The following is a 20,495-nucleotide window of genomic DNA, read 5'->3' as shown; positions in this document are numbered from 1 at the left end:
CCGTTTCCTGTTCAAGGTCGCGGTTTCCTGTTCAAGGTCGCCGCTTTGCTGTGCGAGCCAGCCAGTGGTGGGCTCGGACAAGAAGTGGTGGGCTCGGACAGGAAGTGGTGGGTTTGCCGGGTGGGGGTTAGGCGTCGCGGCGGTTGAGGATTGTGGTGCCGGCGAGGAGGCCGGCTGCTGCCCAGGCGATCAGGACCAGGAAGCTGAGGGTGGGGGTCAGGGTGTCGGTGGAGCCGGAGAGGTAGTTCTGGCCGGCGCCGCCGGGGAGTAGGGCGGCTAGCCAGACGAGGGCTCGGATGCTGCTTTGCGCGAGCATCATCGGGATGACGATGAGTAAGAGGAAGGCTGCCGTGAGGGTGCCGGCGGTGCTTCTGATGATGAAGGCGATACCGGCGGTGAAGAGGCCGGCGAGGGTGGCGTAGGTCGCTACCGCGAGTAGGTCGGCCACGAGGGTGGCCAGGTCCCAGTCGGCCCATTGGCCCATCGCCAGGCCGCCGACGATCGACGCGACGAGGCCGAGCAGCAGGCCGTACAGGAACAGCACGGGGGTGAGCACGATGGCTTTCGCGAGTACTACGTTCCGCCGTACCGGAGTCCACTGCAGTGTGGAGCGGATACTGCCGGTCGAGTACTCCGACGTCACCAGCAGCATCGCGAACGCGGCGACCACGACCTGCACGATCGTCATCGCGGAGACCGCCACCCCGCCGACCGCGCTGAGCTCGGGCAACCGTGCGGGGATCTCCTCCGGCCTGAGGGTCTCGTTGTCGTAGGCGGTCGAGAAACCGAACTGCAAGGCCAGCAAGCCGGTCAGCAGGACCGCGGCGACGAGGTTCAGCCAGCTCGACCGGACGGTCCAGAGTTTCGTCCACTCCGACGCGACCGCGCCGCGCAGGCCGCTCGACCTGCGGTGGACGGTGATGGTTGCCGTTGTCATCGTTCTCCTGCTTCGACTAGTTCAGGCTCAGCCTCGACCTGAGGTTGACGTGTACGCCGCTTGTGCCGGACGACCTCGACGATCAACGTCACGCCGAGGGCGAGCCCGATCCCGAGCACGACCCCCTTGAGTGGGTTGTCCTCGAACGCCTTGCCGCCGATGTAGCCGACCAGCGAGCAGTACAGCCCCCAGCTCGCCGCCGCCAGCGCAGCGAAGAGCGAGAAGTTCCGCAGCGGATACCGGACGGCGCCCATCGTCAGCGTCACCGCGGTCCGGCCGCCGGGCACATAGCGCGCCACGACGAGCACCAACCCACCACGTTCCTCGAGCGCGTTGCGCGCCCACATGGTCATCTTGTGCCGCTTCGTCCCCGGCTCGAAGCGATCCAGCAGCCGACCTCCCGCACCTCGGCCGAGCGCGTACGAGACGTGGTCGCCGAGGAAGGCGCCGGCCGCTGCCATCGCGATCACGACGTACAGGTTGGGCCCGCCGGTCGCGGCGAAGACGCCGGCCGTGACGACGAGGGTCTCGCTCGGTATCGCGGGGAAGAAGCCGTCCAGCGCGGCGAAGCCGAACAGGGCGAGGTAGATCCACCACGACGACATCAGTTCCTGGGTGAAGTGCAGGATCGAGTCGCTCATCCCGCCACCACCCCGTACTGGACGCTGTCGGCGGTGAGCTCCATGTACGCCTCCTCGAGCGAGGCACGTTCGGTATGCAACTCATGCAGCCGTACTCCGAGCTCGTGGGCGAGATCCCCGACCCGCTCAGCCGGTACGCCGGTGACGATCAGCTGGCCTGGTAGCGATTCGACCTGTTCCGCCTCCGCGATCAGCCGATCCCGGAGTACCGCGAGATCGGTCGCCGACGGGATCCGGATGCGCACCGTCGTACGGGACGACCCCGCGATGACCTCGGCAATCGGCGCATCGGCGATCAACCGGCCGCGACCGATCACGACCAGCTGGTCCGCCGTCAGCTGCATCTCGCTCATCAGGTGGCTGGACACGAAGACGGTCCGGCCCTCGGCGGCGAGGCTGCGCATCAACCGGCGTACCCAGCGGACGCCGTCCGGGTCGAGACCGTTCACGGGCTCGTCGAACATCAGCACCTCTGGGTCCCCGAGCAATGCGCCGGCGATCCCTAGTCGCTGGCCCATGCCCAGGGAGAACTGTCCGGCGCGCTTGCGGCCGACCTCGTCCAGCCCGACGATCGTCAGCACCTCGTCGACCCGGCTGACCGGGATCCCGTTGCTGCGCGCCATCGCGATGAGGTGGTTGCGAGCCGTCCGCCGGGGATGCAGCGCCTTGGCGTCGAGCAGGGCTCCGACCTTGGCGAGCGGGACGGGCCAATCGGCGTACGGGCGCCCGTCGACCAGCGCGCGGCCCGCGGTAGCGGTGTCGAGGCCGAGGATCATCCGCATCGTCGTCGACTTGCCGGCGCCGTTCGGGCCGAGGAAGCCGGTGACCCGGCCGGGGGAGATGGTCAGGTCCAGCGCGTCCACGGCGGTGGTCTCGCCGTAGCGCTTGCTGAGTGCTTCGAGGGTGATCACGCGGAGCCCTTCCCGGTTCGTCGGTGTCACTACGAACCTAGGAATCCGGAGGGGGCCGGCACATCGGACCATGGGAGGCAGCGACCCCTGACTTTCGTCAGGTCCGGGCGGTTCCGGGTCCCCCTGTGGATGGGCCGCAACGCGTGGCGACGCGACTCGATACCATCTGCGATGTGACCGGCCGCGCACGGCGGACCGGCGTACTCGAGGAGTGAACGTGTCGGAAGTCAAGGTCCATCTGATCGGCGTCGAGGGCGAGGCTGAGCGGAGTGTGACCGAGACGACGACCGTCGGAGAGCTGTTCGCCGAGATCTTCGGTCAGGACCGCTCTGCCATCGCCGCCAAGGTCAACGGGGAGCTGCGCGACCTGGCCCGGGTGGTCTCCGACGGCGACGAGATCGAGCCGGTGCTGGCGTCGTCGCCCGACGGGCTGGCGATCATCCGGCACTCGACCGCGCACGTGCTGGCGCAGGCCGTCCAGGACCTGTTCCCGGACGCCAAGCTGGGCATCGGCCCGCCGGTCGAGAACGGCTTCTACTACGACTTCGACGTGGCGACTCCGTTCACCCCGGAGGACCTGGGCAAGCTCGAGAAGAAGATGCAGCAGATCATCAAGGAGCGGCAGCGGTTCAGCCGCCGGGTGGTCTCGGACGACGACGCGCGCGCGGAGCTGGCCGACGAGCCGTACAAGCTGGAGCTGATCGGGATCAAGGGCTCGGCCTCCGCCGACGCTGCCGAGGGCGCTTCGGTCGAGGTCGGCGCCGGCGAGCTGACGATCTACGACAACATCCGGCGCGACGACTCGGTCGCCTGGAAGGACCTGTGCCGCGGTCCGCACGTTCCGGCCACTGGGTACTTGGGCAACTTCAAGCTGATGCGCGTGGCCGCGGCGTACTGGCGGGGGAGCGAGAAGAACCCGCAGCTGCAGCGCATCTACGGCACCGCGTGGGACACCCGTGACGCCCTGAAGGCCTATCTGAACCATCTCGAGGAGGCCGCCAAGCGCGACCACCGCAAGCTGGGCACCGAGCTGGACCTGTTCAGCTTCCCCGACGAGATCGGCTCCGGTCTGGCTGTCTTCCACCCCAAGGGCGGCGTGCTCCGCAAGGTGATGGAGGACTACTCGCGGCAGCGGCACGTGGAGGACGGCTACGAGTTCGTCTACACGCCGCACATCACCAAGGCGCAGTTGTTCCAGACCTCGGGTCACCTGGACTGGTACGCCGACGGCATGTACCCGCCCATGCACCTCGACGAGGAGCGCGGGCCGGACGGCGAGATCCGCAAGCAGGGCCAGGACTACTACCTGAAGCCGATGAACTGTCCGATGCACAACCTGATCTTCGACTCGCGCGGCCGGTCGTACCGGGAGCTGCCACTGCGGCTGTTCGAGTTCGGCACCGTGTACCGGCTGGAGAAGTCGGGCGTCATCCACGGCATGACCCGGGCCCGCGGCTTCACCCAGGACGACGCGCACATCTACTGCACCCGCGAGCAGATGCGCGACGAGCTTCGCGGGCTGCTGACCTTCGTGCTCGGGCTGCTCGCCGACTACGGCCTGGACGACTTCTACCTGGAGCTCTCGACCAAGAACCCGGAGAAGTTCGTCGGGTCGGACGAGGTCTGGGAGGAGGCCACCAACACGTTGCGCGAGGTCGCGGAGGGCTCCGGGCTGGAGCTGGTCCCGGATCCGGGCGGCGCCGCGTTCTACGGACCGAAGATCTCCGTCCAGGCGCGGGACGCGATCGGCCGGACCTGGCAGATGTCGACGATCCAGCTGGACTTCAACCTGCCGGAGCGGTTCGAGCTGGAGTACACGGCGCCCGACGGCTCCCGGCAACGGCCGGTGATGATCCACCGCGCGCTGTTCGGCTCGATCGAGCGGTTCGTCGCCGTGCTGACCGAGCACTACGCCGGCGTCTTCCCGCCGTGGCTCGCGCCGGTCCAGGTGATCGGCATCCCGATCACCGACGGCCACGTCGACTACCTGTACGAGATCGCCGAACAGCTCAAGGCCGAGGGGATCCGGATCGAGGTCGACCACTCCGACGACCGGATGCAGAAGAAGATCCGCAACGCCCAGAAGGCCAAGGTCCCGTACATGCTGATCGCCGGCGACGAGGACATGGCGGCCGGCTCGGTCTCCTTCCGCTACCGCGACGGCTCCCAGAAGAACGGCATCCCGATCGCCGACGCGGTCGCCGAGATCGTCGAGGCAGTCAAGAAGCGCGTTCAGGTATGACCGATCTCCCCGGCGATACGCCGTACGAGCTGGAGGGTGTGGAGGAGCAGGACGGGGTCGGTACGCCGGATCCGTTCCTGCGGTTGTGGACTCCGCACCGGATGGCTTACATCGCCGGGGAGAACAAGCCGACGACGGGTGAGGCGGGGCAGGGCTGCCCGTTCTGCCGGATCCCGACGTTGGCTGATGTGGACGGGTTGATCGTGCGGCGGTCGGCGGCGGCGTACGCGGTGCTGAATCTGTATCCGTACAACCCGGGGCATCTGATGGTGGTGCCGTATCGGCATGTCGCGGACTACACCGAGCTGACGCCCGACGAGGTGTCGGACGTGGCGACGTTGACGCAGCAGGCGATGCAGGCGGTGCGGATCGTGTCGGCGGCGCATGGGTTCAACATCGGGATGAACCAAGGCGAGATCGCGGGGGCGGGGATCGCGGCTCACCTGCATCAGCACGTGGTGCCGCGGTGGGGTGGCGACGCGAACTTCATGCCGGTGATCGCCCAGACGAAGGTCCTCCCCCAACTACTGTCAGAGACCCGAGCCCTCCTCGCGAAGTCCTGGCCGAGTATCTGAGGCCCGCTCTCTCCGCTGTCCGGCCCACTCGGCCAGCCAGGACTGGTGCAGTGCCACCAGCGCGGCATCGAAAGCCATCGCGTACGACCAGTCCCATCGTCGGCGAGCACCGTACGCCGTCCAGCCGGTGTCGCTGTGTGTCAGCATCAGTCCACCGGGCTGAACCCATCCCCAGCGCAACGGCAGGAAGAGCTCCGAGCCGACCGTACTGTCCAGAAAACAGGCCCACCGCCGACGAAGCTCGCCTGAGCGCCACGGTCCCAGGACAGCGATGATCCGGCTGTGGTGAAGTCCGTTCGCGATGTAGTCAAGCTCCCATCGGTACCCCGGCCTCACTTCGCCCGGCGTCGCGGAGATGACCACGGCCAAGGCGTCGTCAGACCAATCGGCAACCGATGCTTTCCACGCATCGGAGTCGAAGCTGGCTCGCGCGGCTCCGATCGGTTGCAGCCGGGTTCCGGGTGGAGCCACCGCGATCACCGGTCCGAAGGCACTGAGATATCCGACCAGGATCTCCTCGAACCGACGCGTCCGCCGAATCGCCAGCCGATTGAGGATCCCACGCCGGGAGTACGTCGCTCGCAGTTTCAGTGAGTCTTCGTCGAAACTCCGCAGATAGAGCAGATGCGGCCTCTTGTCGGCAGCCAGGATCTGCCGCGCACTCACCGCGGCGAGCCGCTGGGAAAGCCGGTCGATCCCGTAGGCCGCCAGGACCGCACCGGCGAACAGGACCAGCGAGATCCGCGGTTCGTCCGCGATCAGATCCGCTGCCAGCATGAGCCCCATCCGGAACCTGTCGATCGCAGACAAGCTGCCGTCCGCCCAAGCACGGGCAGCCACACTCTCGATAGTGTGTAGACCCGTCCGGACGGCAAGCACTGCTGCCATCAGAACCAGATACGCCGCGACGGTGGCGGTGAACGCGAGCCAGGCCACGGTCCGCAGACTGGAGCCGATGAGGCGCCTGGTGACGCCACGCGCCGCTCGCTGCTGCGAGGTGACCCGATTGAGCGGCACCTTGGGAAGGCGTCTCCTGATCAGGAACAACGTTGCAGCGGCGACCAACCAGAGCCCGGCGGCAGTCCACTGCTGCGAGGTCCCCTGTGCGACGACGACCAGAGCACAGAATCCGGCAACGGATCCGAGCACGGTCCGGACGAACCGCCTGCGCCGGGCTCTCCGCACCACCCCGCCGACATCGATGTAGCGCGGTGGCGCCGAGCTGGAGACGAACGATTCCTCGTGCAGCCGGCTGCCCAGCCTGACGGGGCCGAGCCACACGAGCCAGGCTGCAACAGGCCCGCCGAAGAGAAGGCCGAAGATCGCGGAGCTCCCTGCTGGGTCGGCTACTTCGCCGGGCACCTTGCTGCTGAGATCACTGACCATCTCGGCGCTGGCCGCCTCGCACTGCACAACGCCTTGGCAGGTGATGATGATGTTGTACACAGAGCGACCCTCGGCCCAGGTGCGTCGCAATGATCCGTTGGCGTTGCGGTGTGCACGATCAGCTCCGTGCACAAGGACATGCGCAGGCGCCACGCCTGCCGTGGCCTCCACCAGCGAGACGTTGGTGACCGCGTCGCCCTCCCGCCGGCACCAGTCCCAGATCACCGCCAACTGCTGGTTTGGCTTATTCGTCCATCGGGCGACCAACTGTGAGCGACAACCCTTGGCCTTCTCGTCGAGCGGCGCCGCTCGCCGATCACGGACTGCCCAGGACGATCCGTTACTGCTGGGCGGTGACCAGGCGAGCAGGACCGCCCGGGTGGCGGCATAGTCATTGGCAGACGTCGCCGCCAACGCAACCAATGGTGTGCAGAACGCGAGGGCGGCCGTCATCGCTGCCACCGCCGTCAGTCTCCGTGGCGGGCGCATGGTCTCTTCAGGGATTCGTAGGTTAGGCCGTGGGCGGAGAGGATTGGCTCCAGGGCAGGGGAGGGCTGCTTGGTCAGGGCGAGAAACACGTGCAGAGTCGTGATGTGGATGACCGACTGCTCGTCAGCCTCTTCCCGGGCCGCGTGGACTGCGTGTCGTGCAGCGGTGCCGAAGGGTAGTGACTCGAGTCGCGTGGTGCCTTCAGGGACCATCGCCGCGGCAGCCTCCGCGCGTAGCGTCACGGGATCGACAGCGGCGCGTTCGAGGGCGGCCAGAAGGGGGTCACCGGCGTTGTCCAGGACCCCGACCAGCAAGTGTTCGGGACGAAGCTCCGTTGCTCCGAGTGTTACGGCCTCTCGCTTCGCATCGGAGATTGCCGTGCGGAGCGCCGAGCTGCAGCGATCGATCAGCCGGACGATCATTGAGGTGCCATCGGTGGTGAACATGGACACTAGCGACGCCGCTCTGGCAGCGGACTCCAGGTCACCGGCCGCCTCGAAGTACTGCTTGGCCACGTTGATGTCGCTGTAGGCGCCGTCGTGGTCGTCCATCCGGAGACGCAACTCGCCGAGGAGCACGTGCGCCAGTCCCTGCTCGGCCTTGTCGCCGGTGCGTTCGAAGTACTCCGTCGCCGCCTGGTACGTGTCCAGCGCACTGAACAGATCGCCGATCAGTTCGAGTGATCGACCCCAGCACCGGGCCACAACGCCCTGCATCTGGACGTCCGAGAGGTTCTGATACTCCTCGGCCGCTGTTTGATAGCTGCGGTTGGCCGCCTCGTAGTCGCCCTGATCACGCAGGGCATCGCCCAGCCGGGAGGCGGCCCGCGCTGCCTCACTGCGATCGAGCAGAACCGCGTTGGCCCGTAGACGTCTGAGTCCGGACACGACGGCCGGCTTGTCGCCGCGTTCTTCCGCAAGGTCGATCAGTTCCTCGAGCGCCTCGTTCTTCAAGCTGGGGCCGGTTACCGCCTGTCCGCTCAACATGATCGGAGTGACGGATTCACAGGCAGTGATCATCAGCTCATATCCGGCGACCGCCGAATCATCATCACCGGATTCATGCAGCGCTCCCGCCAAGAGAGCACGGTATATACATGCCTCTGCGACAGAACCGTGTGCCTGCGCCAGAGCGATGGCGAGCCGATAATGCTCAAGAGCTCGGTCGAACTGCTCCCGGGCGAGTGCGTTGTTTCCTTTACCGGCATGCCATGCAGCCTTGCCGCGACCAAGAACCCCCACAAGTACCTCACGTCTGGACTGGCGCTGGATGATCGTGGAGTCTAGTCCTCGATCCGTGATGGTCAAGCACTACGACGCTACGAGCGATGGGGAATCGGTGTGGATTTTCTGGGAGTGCTTGTGCTCATCTCGATTTATCTCGGAATCTGGCTGGCGGGCATCCTACGAGACACCGGATCACGCGAGCATCTGGCGTTCATCGGCCGAACACATTCGTTTGTTTTTCACCTGATCCGGCTCGAGGATGCCGGCTATCGGGTGCGTGACCTCACGCCGCCGCTCCACTCGATGCGCAGAAAACTCAGCCAGGCGGTGATTGGCCCACTGATCTATGTGCTGTTGGGGTGGGGTCTCCACCAGGTGTTCCACCCACCCCTGTGGGTGACCTGCCTCGGCGTAGCCCTACTTGTCGCACTGTTCGGTGCCTTTGATGTGGCGCTCTTCGACTGGCTGGGTCTGACCATGGGCGAGAACATCCGGAGCCATTCAAAGTGGTTCGCCCTGGCAGTGGCGACAGGGTCAAAAGTCGGCCTCACGGCGAGCGGTATCTGGGTTGCGGCAACCGGCGCTGCCGCCGTAAATGGCGGGGCGGCGGTCAAAGGTGTGGCGCTCATCTTGGCCTCGGCCCTTCTCTTGTCGGTTGCCCACCGGCCGGCTGCCTGGACGGAGCGCGCCAGTAGGCGACGTCGTGGTTCGCCGTCAGGAACCAGGTCAGCGGCGGACGGTTTGCTGTTCTTGCGGTCGTTCACCGACGACCGGATTACCATTCGTTCGCTGCTCGGAAACATAGGTCTGGCGCGGCCGGTCTTTCCAGGTATGCGGGCCCGCTTCGAGGAGAACATTGCCGTCATGCTCGTGAATAATGGGAACCTGATGGCACTTGGCCGGCCCGGCGAACAACTGCCGGACCTGGGCGCGGCGCGTACCTACTATCCTCATGAGAATTGGCAGGCCGAAGTAAGCCTGGCCGCGAATCGCGCCCGGTCGATCTATATAGTTGCCGGCTCGACCGAGGGCCTGAAGTGGGAGATCGAGCAACTCCACTCCTGGTCGTTGCTGACCAAGACCATAATTCTTTTTCCACCTGATGCGGACCAGGCGCGTTCCCGGGCCCGGTTCGTCTCGGCCTGCGCCGCGCTGAATTCCCCTGTTGTCGAAGAGGACCTGTGGGTCTCGTCGCTGTGGATCGGCATGGGGTACGACGAGGACGGAGAAATAGTCCACTACCTGTCGACGGGCCGGGACTGGGCCGCGTACTTCGGTGCGATTATCTTCTTCAACGGAATCCATGCCGGCCGTATTGCCAGGCCGGTTCATGAGACCCAAAGAGGCGAACAATTGGAGGCTGCAGGAACATCTGAGCCGAGTCCGGTCGACTTGCAGCCCGGGGAGATGAAAAAGGTGATGACGCTTGTGGCGTACGCGCGTCACAGGCTTGCGGTCGGCGATGAGCAGGGTGCCGCGGCAGCTATTGAGAGAGTGCTGGCCATCGATTCGTCAAATGCGGAAATCGCTCGTTTACTTGATAAACAGCGGGAGTAGTGGGCCGACCACGCCGAGGAGGGCGTCTAGGGGGACTTCTCGGGATGGGTTGGTGAGGCCGCTGACTCGGACGACTCGGCGGCCTTGGCGGAAGACGAGTTCGCCCTGGTCGGGGAGGTAGTAGCCGGGTTTGCCGATCGGTGCGAAGCGGGGCGGTGGGGTGCGGACCGCTTCCGGGATCGTGTCGGCGTGGAAGGACTCGACGATCGAGACGGTCGCGTCGAAGCTGCCCCAGATGCAGGTCAGCGCGCCGTTCACCCGGTAGTCGCGCCGGAGCTGCACCAGCGTGCCGATGAACTTCTCGGCCTCCGGCGTTGACAGCTGACACGCTGAGTCGGTCTGCCGCGCAGTACGAAGCAATCTCGGTACTACGTCGCGCACCGCCCGGCTGATCGCGATCGCCTTCACGCGGTCGATGCCGGTCGGATACCGATCGATCCCGCCGGTCGAGAGCACCCTGACCGCCCGGTCATCCACCGGGAAGACGACTCGCGACGGGCTGATCCGCGCGTCCGGCCCAAGCTCCGGAAGCAACTCCAACGTCCCGGACCCGGCCGCCAGCCGATCAACCGAGTCCGGCTGCTTCGGCAATGCGGTGACCCCGACGGTCACCGCACGCCCGTCCAGCAGCAACGTGCACAGGTCGAGCGCCGGCAACCCACCGTCATTCCACGAAAACGGCTTGGCGGTGACCGTCACCCTGAGTTCCTTGCTCAACGGCCAGGCGACCGCAGTACAGACATTCACCCCCGCCTCCCCGGAGGTCCCGTCCAACCCCTCCGCCTGAGGCGGCGCAATAGCAGTAGGCACCACCACAGGCACCCCCGGAACCGGCGGCGCCCCCTCATTAGCCCGCCGAGCCACCGAACACCCCACCACCAGCCCCAACACCGCCCACCCCACCACCACCCGCCGAAGCCACCCACCCCAACCGCCCGGCCGCGACCAGCGGTACTCGGGGAGGGCCGCCGGGGTTTGGTGTCTGGTGGGCGTCCGGCTACCGGCGCGGGGGCGCGCGGCAGGGAGCCGGGGGTCGGTCATCGGGCCTCCCGTCGGGGTGGGCGTGAGCCCATGGTGCGCCTGGGAGTGGGGGTGGCGATAGTCGTCCGGGGTGGCGCTTCACCAGCCGAGGGCGGGACTGGTCTACGATCGCGTCGCCATGCTTAACAGATTCCGGCAGTTCTGGACCAAGGTGATCTCACCGATCGCCAACCTCCTGCTCAGGCTCGGCGTGAGCGCCGATGCCGTCACGCTGGTCGGCACCATCGGCGTCTGCGCCGGTGCGCTGATCTTCTTCCCGCGCGGCCAGATCTGGCTGGGTGTGGTCGTCGTCACCTGTTTCGTCTTCTCCGACCTGATCGACGGCTACATGGCCCGCACCTCGGGGACGTCGTCGAAGTGGGGTTCCTACCTGGACTCCACGCTGGACCGGCTCGGCGACGGCGCCATCTTCGGCGGACTGGTGCTGTACTACGCGGGCAGCCACGGGCACACCCCGTGGATGGCGGGCGTGACGCTCTGGGCGCTGGTGATGGGCGCGACCACGTCGTACGCGCGGGCGAAGGCCGAAAGTCTCGGCCTGCACGCCAGCGGCGGCCTGGCGGAGCGCTCGGACCGGCTGGTCTCGGTGCTCGTCATCGGCTTCTTCTCCGATGTCCTGAACCTCCCGATCCTGCTCAAGATCGTCCTCTGCGCCCTGGCCGTCGCCAGCACCATCACAGTCGTCCAGCGCACCCTCTCGGTCCGCAAACAGGTCCTCTCAGACCCAGCCAACGCCGCCCTCGGCACCCCGCCCGGTACTACGCCGCCCCCGGCCGGAGCGCCCAGCGCCGCCGGTACTACGTCAACCGCAACCGGGTCGGGCAGCACCGCGGGTGCTGCGCCGGGCGGTGCCGCTGGAGCGGAGAGCACCGGTGGCGGGAGCACCGCGCCCGCTGGCGCCGGCTCGGCGACGAGTTCGGCGGGTACCGAGGGCGTGGCGCCGAGCGACCTCGGCCTTGGCGCGCCGGACAGTGGAACGGCCGGTGGAACCACCGGCGGAGCGGCCAGCGGCACCACCGGCCCCGGGGCCGGCACGCCGCCCGCCTCCTCCTGACCGGTGGAAGGGGTGCGGCAGCGGGCCGTTGATCTGGCGTTCGCCTTGGCGTGGACGTTGGTGCGGCGGTTGCCGGAGTCTGTGGTGTCGGCGGTGTTCCGGCGGGTGGCGGACTTCGTCGTACGCCGGAACGGGCGCGGCGTGCAGCGATTGCGCTCCAACCTCGCCGTCGTCCGGCCGCAAGCGACCCCGGCCGAGCTGGACGCGCTGACAGCGGCCGGAATGCGGTCCTATCTCAGGTACTGGCAAGAGGCGTTCCGGCTCCCCGAGTGGGATGACGAGCGGATCGTCGGCCGGGTTCGTACGGTCAACGAGAAGTTCCTCCGCGACGCCCACGACGCGGGCAAGGGCGTCATCTGCGCCCTCCCGCACCTGGCCAACTACGACCACGCGGGCGCCTGGGCCGGTCGTACCGGTATGCCGGTGTCGACCGTCGCCGAGCGTCTTCGCCCCGAGTCGTTGTTCGACCGTTTCGTCGCATACCGTGCCAAGCTCGGTATGGAGGTGCTTCCCCTGACGGGAAGCGACGAGCACGTGTTCGGAGTACTGGCGGAGCGACTGCGATCAGGCGGTTTCGTCTGCCTCGTCGCCGACCGCGACCTCTCCGAGCGAGGCGTCCCGGTGAAGTTCTTCGACCGCCAGTCAAGGATGCCCGCCGGCCCAGCGGCCCTCAGCATCCGCACCGGTGCCCCGCTGATCCCCGCGACCCTGCACTACGACGGCCCCGATCTCGTCATCACCTTCCACGACCCGATCGACCGCACCGGCGGCCCGGCGCAGATGACCCAGCGCTGCGCTGACGCCTTCGCCCTCGGCATCGCCGAACATCCGCAGGACTGGCACATGCTGCAGCGAATCTTCCTGGACTGAGATGAAGATCGGCCTGGTCTGCCCGTACTCGCTCGGTACGCCGGGTGGGGTCCAGAACCACGTCCGCGACCTGGCCGAGGCGTTGCTTGCCCTCGGCCACGAAGTCTCGGTGCTCGCGCCGGTCGACGACGACAACGGCCCGCCGTACGTCGTATCGGCCGGCCACGCCGTCGGAGTGCCCTACAACGGTTCGATCGCCCGTGTGACGTTTGGACCTCGTACCGCCGCACGGGTCAGGAATTGGCTGACCGAGGGCGCCTTCGACGTCGTCCACGTGCACGAACCGACGACGCCGAGCGCCTCGATCATCGCGCTCTGGGCCGGCGACGGCCCGTTCGTCGCGACCTTCCACACCTGGCAAGTGCGTTCCCGCGCGATGAGCGCGGCCGCCGGACTGCTCAGGCCCGCGCTGGAGAAGCTCGACGCGAGGATCGCGGTCTCGGAGAACGCACGCTCGATGATGGTGCAGCACATCGGCGGCGAGGCAGTAGTGATCCCGAACGGTCTCTACACGAGCCATTTCGCCGGCCGGATCCGACCCGAGTGGCAAGGCGCTCACGGCACGATCAGCTTCCTCGGCCGGATGGACGAACCACGCAAGGGGCTCGGCGTCCTGATGGCAGCCGTACCGCGGCTGGTCGCCAAGCGGCCGCAGGTGAAGGTACTGGTTGCAGGCACCGGACAGGCCGACGAGGCGCGGCGTTCGCTGCCGGAGCACTGCCGGGAGAACGTGCTCTTCCTCGGCGCGATCGACGATGTCGCCAGGGCGGACATGCTGGCCGGGTCGGACGTGTACGTCGCGCCGCACCTCGGTGGCGAGAGCTTCGGGATCGTACTGCTGGAGGCGATGGCCGCCGGCGCTCCCGTGCTGGCGAGCGACCTGGCGGCGTTCCGGCAGGTGCTCGATGGGGGCCGGCTGGGCGAATTGTTCGAGCCAGGCAACGCGGAGGCGCTCGCTAGCCAGGCGGCCCGGCTGCTGGCGTCGCCGGACGAGCGCGGCAAGCTACGGGATGCGGGTCGCGCAGCGGTACCGGCGTACGACTGGGGCGTTCTGGTGGACGACCTGGTGGCGGTCTACGAGCTGGTCGCTCGGCGGTAGGCGACCAGCCCGTCGGCGGTCGGGCAACTCGGCAGTGGTCAGCGCGACTCAGCAGTGGTCAGCGCAGCTCAGTAGCGGTGGCTGCGATGGCGTCGAAGTCGCCGGGGGTCGGGTGCCAGGGGAGTTGCAGCGGGTCGTCCTTGTACCGCGGGATGACATGCAGGTGTGTGTGGAACACCGACTGCCAAGCGTCGGCGCCGATACAGCTGAGCAGGTTGGCGCCATCGGCGTCCAGCCGGTCGATCACGCGACCGACCAAGGACTGCGCGAGCAGAGTCGCCGCGATCAGGTCTTCCGGAGCAGCCTCGCGCAGATCCATCGAGTGTTCGCGCGGGATGACGAGCAGATGCCCCCGCGTGGCGGGGTTGATGTCCATGAAGGCGATCGCGCGCTCGTTCTCGGCGACCCGCTGGGACGGGATGGTGCCGGCCACGATCCCGCAGAAAAGACAGTTCTCGGTCATCGCTCCAGGCTAAACTGCGCCAACCCGCATCAAGGCCGAGGGAGTCCCATGTCCGACGAGTTGCTGCGCCCGACCATCGGCGCGGACGTGGACGTGACCGTGCGCCCCTGGCGGTTGATGTCGCAGGCGTACGTGGCGTTCTTCGGCGGGGTCCTCGCGGTCACCGCGATCGCCTGGCTGAACGCGCGCCGGCTCGGCGTACCGGCTCGTGGGCGGTGGCTGATCCTGGGCTCCGGCTTGGCGGGGTTCGTGGCCGTCGCGGTGGCGCTCGAGTTGCTGACGGGTGAGGTGACGGTCGCGTCCGGGACGCGCGTGGTGATCCGGGTGATCGCGGTGCTGACCTGCCTGGTCCAGCTGCGGATCCAGCAGCCGATGGATCGCGCGTTCCAGTTGCGCGGCGCGGAGTACAAGTCGCTCTGGTGGCCGGGGCTGGCCGCGGTGATCGCCGGCGGAGTGCTCGAGGTCGTGCTGCTGATGCTGATCGAGGCCGTGCTGTGAGCGAGCCGACCGAAGCGAGGCTCCAGCTGGCCGGCCACTGGCTGCAGATCGGCCACCCCGAGCGCACGCTCGACGAACTCCAAGGGCTGTGGGGCGACGCGGCGCTCGACTACCGCGCGTTCCTGTTCCGTGGCGCCGCGCTGCACGCTCTCGACCGCAACAGTGAGGCCATCGACGTACTACGTGCCGGGCTGTCGCACTACGGCCAGTCAACGCCTCTGCTCCAATTACTCGGCTCTGCTCTCCGTGCCGCCGGGCAGCTGCAGGAGGCCGAGGCTGTCTACCTGCAAGGCCTCAGCCTCGACCCGAACGAGCCGGACCTGCTACTCGGCTACGCGATCGTCTGCCTGGCCGCGGGCCAGACGGAGAAGGCTTCTGCTCTCGTCGAGCGAGCCGCATCCTTCGCGCCCGAGAGCGCGGCCGTGTCGTCGGCCCGCGCGCAGGTCGCCTTCGCCCAAGGCCGGCACAAGGACATGCGGCGGCACAGCCAGGAAGCGCTCTCTGTCGATCCCGAGGACCCGGGCACCCAGGCGTTGCACGGTACGGCGTCGATGCTCACCGGCGACGCGAGGTCGGGATACCGCTCTCTCGCCTCGGCCGCCGCGAGCAACCCAGCGGACAGCGATCTGCGCGGAGCGGCTCGGGAAGCCAAGCTGATCAACCACCCGCTGCTGGCGCCCTTGCGTCCCTTCCAGCGTTTCAATCCGCTGGTGGTCTGGATCTGCGCGATCGCCGTCATCTACGGACTCCGGTACGCCGGATTCGGGCTGCTCGCGAGCGTCGCGGCGATCGGCTGGTTCGCGTTCTGCATCTACTCATGGGTCGCGCCGCCACTGGTACGCCGCATGATCAACCGGAAGTGGGGCTCATGACGAACGACCGGATCTCCGCGCTGCGCAAGGCGGTCGAGGCCAGCCCCGACGACGTGCTGCTGCGGCTCATCCTGGCCGAGACGCTGGTCGCCGCGGACGAGACCGATTCGGCGCTCGACGAGTACGTCGTGCTGCTCGATCAGCACGGCCTGCCGGCGGATCAGTTCGTGCCGGTCGGTGAGTTGGCGGCGGCCAACGGGCGGCTGGCGCTGCTGCGGAGTTGTCTGGAGGCAGCCCGGCAGGCCGGTGTCGTCGAAGGGACCGGGCGCCTACAGCAACTGGTCGACGAGATGATTTCCGAGCGTAGCGGCGTACGGGTGAAGGTCGGTCCGGAGGACGAGGCTGTCGTCGAGAGCGACACGGTGAAGGAGACCACCACCTTCGACCAGGTCGGTGGGATGGACGAGATCAAGCGGGTCATCCACCGGATGGTGATCCTGCCGCTGAGCCGGCCCGAGCTGTACTCGAAGTACGGGCGTCGGTCCGGCGGCGGCGTGATGCTCTACGGGCCGCCCGGTTGTGGGAAGACGTTGCTCGCGCGTGCGACGGCGGGGGAGTGTGGGCTGCCGTTCGTCAACGTCCGGATCGAGGACGTGATGGATCCGTACCTCGGGGTGTCCGAGCGGAATCTGCATGCCGCGTTCGAGCGAGCGCGGGCGAATGCGCCGTGCGTGCTGTTCCTCGACGAGTTGGACGCGCTCGCCTTCGCGCGGCACAAGCACGGTGGGTCGGAGTCGCGGCGGCTGGTCGACGTACTGCTGCAGGAGCTGGACGCGATCGGCTCGGAGAACGAAGGGCTGCTGGTACTGGCGGCGACGAACGCGCCGTGGGATGTGGACGAGGCGATGCTGCGGCCGGGACGGTTCGATCGGGTGATCTTCGTACCGCCGCCGGACGAGACCGCTCGGGCGGACATCCTGTCGGTGGTGCTGAAGGACGTGCCGACGACTGGGGTGGATCTGAAGTCGTTGGCCGGCCAGACGCCGATGTTCAGTGGTGCCGACCTGCGGGCGCTGGTCGAGCGCGGGGTTGATCGGGTGATCGACGAGGCGCTGACGAGTGGTGGTGAGCCGCCGTTGTCGATGCAGCATCTGTCGGCCGCGCTGCCGACGGTGAAGCCGTCGACGCTGGACTGGCTGCATCGGGTTCGCTCGTACATCGAGTTCGCCAACCAGTCCGAGCGCTACGACGACGTCGCGGAGTACCTCCGCAGCAAGGACATCCGGCGCCGCCTCAGCTGAGGGTTGTCACACCGTCGACTTGACCCGGGCGGCAGCTGAGTCGGGCATAGGTTCATACCGGGCGAAGCTTCGCGTGAAGGATGCCGCGCCGTGGGAAAGCGAGCGCAGATCGATGGCGTAGCGGGTGATCTCGACCTGCGGGACCTCGGCCTTGACCAGGGTGCGGTCGTTGCCGACGCGTTCGGTCCCGAGCAGACGGCCGCGTCGGCCGGAGAGGTCGCTCATCACCGCACCGACCAGGTCGTCGGGCGTCAGTACCGACACCAGATCGACCGGCTCCAGCAGGTTCACCTTCGTCGCGGTCGCCGCCTCGCGCAGCGCCAGCCCGCCGGCCATCTGGAACGCCATGTCGGACGAGTCGACGCTGTGCGCCTTCCCATCGAGCAGCGTCACCCGGATGTTGACCATCGGATACCCGGCGCCGACACCCCTCTCCATCTGCGCCCGGATGCCCTTCTCCACACTCGGGATGAACTGCCGCGGCACCGCTCCACCGACCACCTTGTCGACGAACTCGAACTCGGCGCCCTCCGGCAACGGCTCCACCTCGATGTCGCAGACGGCGTACTGCCCGTGCCCGCCCGACTGCTTGACGTGCCGCCCGTGCCCCTTGGCCTTGCCGCCGAACGTCTCCCGCAACGGCACCCGCAACTCGACGGTGTCCACGGTCACGCCGTACCGGTTGGCTAGCGCGTCCAGTACGACGTCCGCGTGCGCCTCGCCCATGCACCACAAGACGATCTGATGCGTCTCCGGGTTCTGCTCGATCCGTAGCGTCGGGTCCTCGGCGGCCAGCCGCTGCAGCCCGACCCCCAGCTTGTCCTCGTCAGTCTTCGCATGTGCCTGTACTGCGATCGGTAGCAGCGGCTCGGGCATCGTCCACGGCTTGAGCAGCAACGGATCGGCCTTGTCGGAGAGCGTGTCCCCGGTCTCGGCCCGGGTGAGCCGGCCGATCGCGCAGAGATCTCCCGCGACCACCGCGCTGGCCGGGCGTTGCTGGCGGCCGAGCGGGAACGAGAGCGTGCCGATCCGCTCGTCCTCGTCGTGGTCGGCGTGGCTGTTCGCGTCCCCGAAGAAGGACGTGAAATGGCCCGACACGTGAACCGTCGTGTCGGGCCTGATGGTGCCGGAGAACACCCGCACCAGGCTGACCCTGCCGACGTACGGATCCGACGTCGTCTTCACCACCTCGGCCAGCAACGGACCGTCCGGATCACAGGCGACCTGCTTGCGCGGTACGCCGTGCGGCGTGAACACCTCGGGCAGCGGGTGCTCGGGCGGCGAGGGGAACCCACTCGTCGCGACCTCGAGCAGCTCCATCGTGCCCACGCCGGTACCGCTGCAGACCGGGATGACAGGGAAGAACGAACCGCGGGCAACCGCTCTCTCGAGGTCCTCGATCAGCACGTCCTGGCCGATCTGCTCGCCCTCGAGATAGCGCTCCATCAGCGACTCGTCCTCGGACTCCTCGATGATGCCCTCGATCAGCGTGCCGCGGAGCTCTTCGATCTGATCGGCGTGCTGCGGGTCAGGGTCGTGCGTCGTGCGCTTGCCATCGGCGTAGTCGTACTGCGTCTGCGAGAGCAGGCCGACGAGACCGTTGCCGCCGGCCGGGAGGTAGAGCGGGAGAACCTTGTCCCCGAAGGCGCTCTGGGCCGTGGCGAGCGCGTTCTCGTAGTTCGCCCGGGCGTGGTCGAGCTTGGTGATCACGACGGCGCGCGGCATGCCGACCTGGTCGCACTCCTGCCAGAGCGCCTTGGTCGGCTCGTCGACACCCTCGTTGGCCGGGAGGACGAAGAGGGCGCAGTCCGCTGCTCGGAGACCGGCGCGGAGTTCGCCTACGAAGTCGGCGTACCCGGGGGTGTCGATCAGGTTGACCTTGACGCCGTTGTGGGGGAGCGGGGCCAGGGCGAGCCCGACCGATCGCTGCTGCCGGATCTCTGCGTCGTCGCAGTCGCAGACCGTCGTACCGTCGACGACGGTCCCCGGTCTGTTCAGCACTCCGGAGGCGACCAGCAAGGCCTCCACCAGTGTGGTCTTGCCGGCACCCGACGGCCCGACGAGCACCACGTTACGGATAGCGGCCGGGCTGTCCGCGACCGGAGCAGCACCACCGCCCTGGGAAGCATTCGCCTTGTCTGCCATGACGTTTCCTCCTGGTTCACCCACCATTCCCCCAACCGCCCACCCAGCACAAGCCCCCACGTAGCGCTTGCTGACCGAGGCAGGCGAGGTCAGGTCAAGGCGGCCATCGCCAGTTGGCGATGTCGGGCGGGGTCAGGTAGGGGCGGACATGGCCAGCCCGCGAGTCGGGGAGGTCAGGTGGAGGGCGTCAGGGCGCTGAGCATCGCTTGGAGATCCTCGGGATGCAGCCGAGCGACCGTCCTGCCGGCCAGCTCGGCGCGCAGCGCGGCCAGCTCAGCAAGTGCTTGCGCTGTCGCCTCTTGTTGACGGTTGAGCTCGGCCGCCGTCCGGGTGGCGCTCTCCCGCTGGTGAGCGAGGTCTGCCTCCGCCCGCGCCAGAGCAGCTCGTACCTCGATCACAGTCTCCTGCTGGGCAGCCTCTACCCGGGCGGCTTCTTGGAGCGCCGCCTCCAAGCGGACCGCCGCACCTTCGGCCAGCAGCCGTGCCGTGTCGCCTTCGGTGCTGCGCCGCCGCTCAGCCTCTAGCTCGGCGCGAAGGGCCTGCATCTCGGTACGAACGGCTGCGACTTCCGCCCGGCGCTCCTGCTCGCCCCGGAGGGCGGTATCCCGTTCCAGTGACGTCCGTTCGACCACTGCCGCAAGCTCCAGGCGATCCCGCTCACCGGCCTGCAGTTGTAGCTCTGCGGCTGCCAGTAGTCCGGCTGCTGTCTCCGACCTCTGTACTGCGACGTCTCGCGCGCTGAGAGCGTCTTGCGTCTGCTGACGTGCTGCGCCGAGAGCTTCCGTCGACTCCAGCGCCTGGCGTGCTGCCGCAGCAGCGCGGTCGACTGCCTCGGAACGCTCCTTAGCCGCCCGCTCGGCAGCAGCGATCGCCTGTCTCGTCCGTTGCTCGGCGCTCTCGCGGGCTTCCTCGGCGGCCAGTCGGGCTCGTTCTGCTTCTGCGACCTGCGTGTGGGCGGTCTCGACAGAGGCGACCGCAGCAGCCTCCACCTCATCCAGGCGGGTGCTCACCGCTGCTAGCGCCGCGGTCAGCGCGTCTACCGGCTCACGGATTGTCTCCAGGTGGTCTCGCAGGCGCTCAGCGTCCAGCCGGAAGGTGTTGCTGCCCGCGTCCAGGCCCAGTGCTCCTAGGGCCTCTTTCTCAGCCCTCGCCATCTGTGCGCAGGTCCGGCCGCCATCCCAGCGAGTATCCCGGCAGAAACTCCTCGGTCTCCCGCCCTGCATCCCCGGCGCCGGCAGTTCTGCCCGG

18 protein-coding genes are annotated in these 20,495 nt (G+C 67.7%); 9 read left to right on the top strand and 9 right to left on the bottom strand.

What is annotated here, in order from left to right; translation table 11 throughout:
• Nucleotides 1–127 precede the first annotated feature (127 nt).
• Genes ABD116_RS20155 through ABD116_RS20145 form a run of 3 tightly spaced genes read right to left on the bottom strand, consistent with a single transcriptional unit; the run spans nucleotide 128 to nucleotide 2,489 of the window.
• The gene (locus ABD116_RS20155; RefSeq protein WP_343972161.1) at nucleotides 128–937 is read right to left on the bottom strand and encodes an ABC transporter permease; all 810 of its coding nucleotides are present in this window, start codon (nucleotides 935–937) and stop codon (nucleotides 128–130) included.
• On the bottom strand, nucleotides 934–1,578 hold the full coding sequence (locus tag ABD116_RS20150; protein WP_343972158.1) for a DedA family protein: 645 nt from the start codon (nucleotides 1,576–1,578) through the stop codon (nucleotides 934–936). Before ABD116_RS20150 ends, ABD116_RS20155 begins: the two co-directional genes overlap by 4 nt.
• Nucleotides 1,575–2,489, bottom strand: coding sequence for an ATP-binding cassette domain-containing protein (locus tag ABD116_RS20145; protein WP_343972155.1), 915 nt, complete (start codon nucleotides 2,487–2,489; stop codon nucleotides 1,575–1,577). The genes ABD116_RS20150 and ABD116_RS20145 overlap by 4 nt, the downstream gene beginning before the upstream one ends.
• Before the next feature lie 217 nt (nucleotides 2,490–2,706).
• Here ABD116_RS20145 and thrS point away from each other — a divergent pair, with 217 nt between their 5' ends.
• Entirely contained in the window at nucleotides 2,707–4,731 is a 2,025-nt protein-coding gene (gene thrS / locus ABD116_RS20140; protein WP_343972152.1) for a threonine--tRNA ligase, read from the top strand.
• Nucleotides 4,728–5,306: an HIT family protein gene (locus ABD116_RS20135; RefSeq protein ID WP_343972147.1), complete on the top strand. Its 579-nt coding sequence runs from the start codon at nucleotides 4,728–4,730 to the stop codon at nucleotides 5,304–5,306. The genes thrS and ABD116_RS20135 overlap by 4 nt, the downstream gene beginning before the upstream one ends.
• On the opposite strand, the gene ABD116_RS20130 is transcribed toward ABD116_RS20135, so the two are convergent.
• Nucleotides 5,262–7,154: a hypothetical protein gene (locus ABD116_RS20130; protein ID WP_343972144.1), complete on the bottom strand. Its 1,893-nt coding sequence runs from the start codon at nucleotides 7,152–7,154 to the stop codon at nucleotides 5,262–5,264. The two genes, ABD116_RS20135 and ABD116_RS20130, sit on opposite strands and share 45 nt — an antisense overlap.
• 5 nt (nucleotides 7,155–7,159) lie before the next feature.
• Nucleotides 7,160–8,488 carry a tetratricopeptide repeat protein gene (locus tag ABD116_RS20125; protein ID WP_343972141.1) on the bottom strand — a complete coding sequence of 443 codons (1,329 nt, stop codon included), beginning with the start codon at nucleotides 8,486–8,488 and terminating at the stop codon, nucleotides 7,160–7,162.
• Nucleotides 8,489–8,521: 33 nt separating this feature from the next.
• Here ABD116_RS20125 and ABD116_RS20120 point away from each other — a divergent pair, with 33 nt between their 5' ends.
• Nucleotides 8,522–9,964 carry a hypothetical protein gene (locus ABD116_RS20120; RefSeq protein WP_343972138.1) on the top strand — a complete coding sequence of 481 codons (1,443 nt, stop codon included), beginning with the start codon at nucleotides 8,522–8,524 and terminating at the stop codon, nucleotides 9,962–9,964.
• Here ABD116_RS20120 and ABD116_RS20115 read toward each other — a convergent pair.
• Nucleotides 9,941–10,711 (bottom strand): hypothetical protein, encoded by a 771-nt coding sequence (locus ABD116_RS20115; RefSeq protein WP_343972135.1) that lies wholly within the window; start codon nucleotides 10,709–10,711, stop codon nucleotides 9,941–9,943. The two genes, ABD116_RS20120 and ABD116_RS20115, sit on opposite strands and share 24 nt — an antisense overlap.
• Before the next feature lie 412 nt (nucleotides 10,712–11,123).
• Between ABD116_RS20115 and pgsA the strand changes: the two genes are divergently transcribed.
• Genes pgsA through ABD116_RS20100 form a run of 3 tightly spaced genes read left to right on the top strand, consistent with a single transcriptional unit; the run spans nucleotide 11,124 to nucleotide 14,028 of the window.
• The gene (gene pgsA / locus ABD116_RS20110; RefSeq protein WP_343972131.1) at nucleotides 11,124–12,059 is read left to right on the top strand and encodes a phosphatidylinositol phosphate synthase; all 936 of its coding nucleotides are present in this window, start codon (nucleotides 11,124–11,126) and stop codon (nucleotides 12,057–12,059) included.
• A 12-nt stretch (nucleotides 12,060–12,071) separates the two neighbouring features.
• Nucleotides 12,072–12,929, top strand: a complete 858-nt coding sequence (locus tag ABD116_RS20105; RefSeq protein WP_343972128.1) for a phosphatidylinositol mannoside acyltransferase — start codon at nucleotides 12,072–12,074, stop codon at nucleotides 12,927–12,929.
• A 1-nt stretch (nucleotide 12,930) separates the two neighbouring features.
• Nucleotides 12,931–14,028: a glycosyltransferase family 4 protein gene (locus tag ABD116_RS20100; RefSeq protein ID WP_343972125.1), complete on the top strand. Its 1,098-nt coding sequence runs from the start codon at nucleotides 12,931–12,933 to the stop codon at nucleotides 14,026–14,028.
• Nucleotides 14,029–14,086: 58 nt separating this feature from the next.
• On the opposite strand, the gene ABD116_RS20095 is transcribed toward ABD116_RS20100, so the two are convergent.
• Entirely contained in the window at nucleotides 14,087–14,491 is a 405-nt protein-coding gene (locus tag ABD116_RS20095; RefSeq protein WP_343972122.1) for an HIT family protein, read from the bottom strand.
• A gap of 48 nt (nucleotides 14,492–14,539) precedes the next feature.
• Here ABD116_RS20095 and ABD116_RS20090 point away from each other — a divergent pair, with 48 nt between their 5' ends.
• Genes ABD116_RS20090 through ABD116_RS20080 form a run of 3 tightly spaced genes read left to right on the top strand, consistent with a single transcriptional unit; the run spans nucleotide 14,540 to nucleotide 17,102 of the window.
• Nucleotides 14,540–14,989, top strand: a complete 450-nt coding sequence (locus tag ABD116_RS20090) for a hypothetical protein (protein WP_343972119.1) — start codon at nucleotides 14,540–14,542, stop codon at nucleotides 14,987–14,989.
• Nucleotides 14,986–15,861: a tetratricopeptide repeat protein gene (locus ABD116_RS20085; RefSeq protein ID WP_343972117.1), complete on the top strand. Its 876-nt coding sequence runs from the start codon at nucleotides 14,986–14,988 to the stop codon at nucleotides 15,859–15,861. Before ABD116_RS20090 ends, ABD116_RS20085 begins: the two co-directional genes overlap by 4 nt.
• Complete coding sequence (locus ABD116_RS20080) at nucleotides 15,858–17,102, top strand: AAA family ATPase (RefSeq protein WP_343972114.1); 1,245 nt, start codon at nucleotides 15,858–15,860, stop codon at nucleotides 17,100–17,102. The genes ABD116_RS20085 and ABD116_RS20080 overlap by 4 nt, the downstream gene beginning before the upstream one ends.
• 6 nt (nucleotides 17,103–17,108) lie before the next feature.
• On the opposite strand, the gene ABD116_RS20075 is transcribed toward ABD116_RS20080, so the two are convergent.
• Complete coding sequence (locus ABD116_RS20075) at nucleotides 17,109–19,247, bottom strand: elongation factor G-like protein EF-G2 (RefSeq protein WP_343972112.1); 2,139 nt, start codon at nucleotides 19,245–19,247, stop codon at nucleotides 17,109–17,111.
• Nucleotides 19,248–19,420: 173 nt separating this feature from the next.
• Nucleotides 19,421–20,401 (bottom strand): coiled-coil domain-containing protein, encoded by a 981-nt coding sequence (locus ABD116_RS20070; protein WP_343972109.1) that lies wholly within the window; start codon nucleotides 20,399–20,401, stop codon nucleotides 19,421–19,423.
• Between the last annotated feature and the right edge of the window lie 94 nt (nucleotides 20,402–20,495).

The sequence above is a fragment of the Kribbella koreensis genome, assembly GCF_039525325.1.
In the GTDB taxonomy this organism is placed as follows: domain Bacteria; phylum Actinomycetota; class Actinomycetes; order Propionibacteriales; family Kribbellaceae; genus Kribbella; species Kribbella koreensis.
This window is presented reverse-complemented; position numbering and strand designations above follow the sequence as displayed.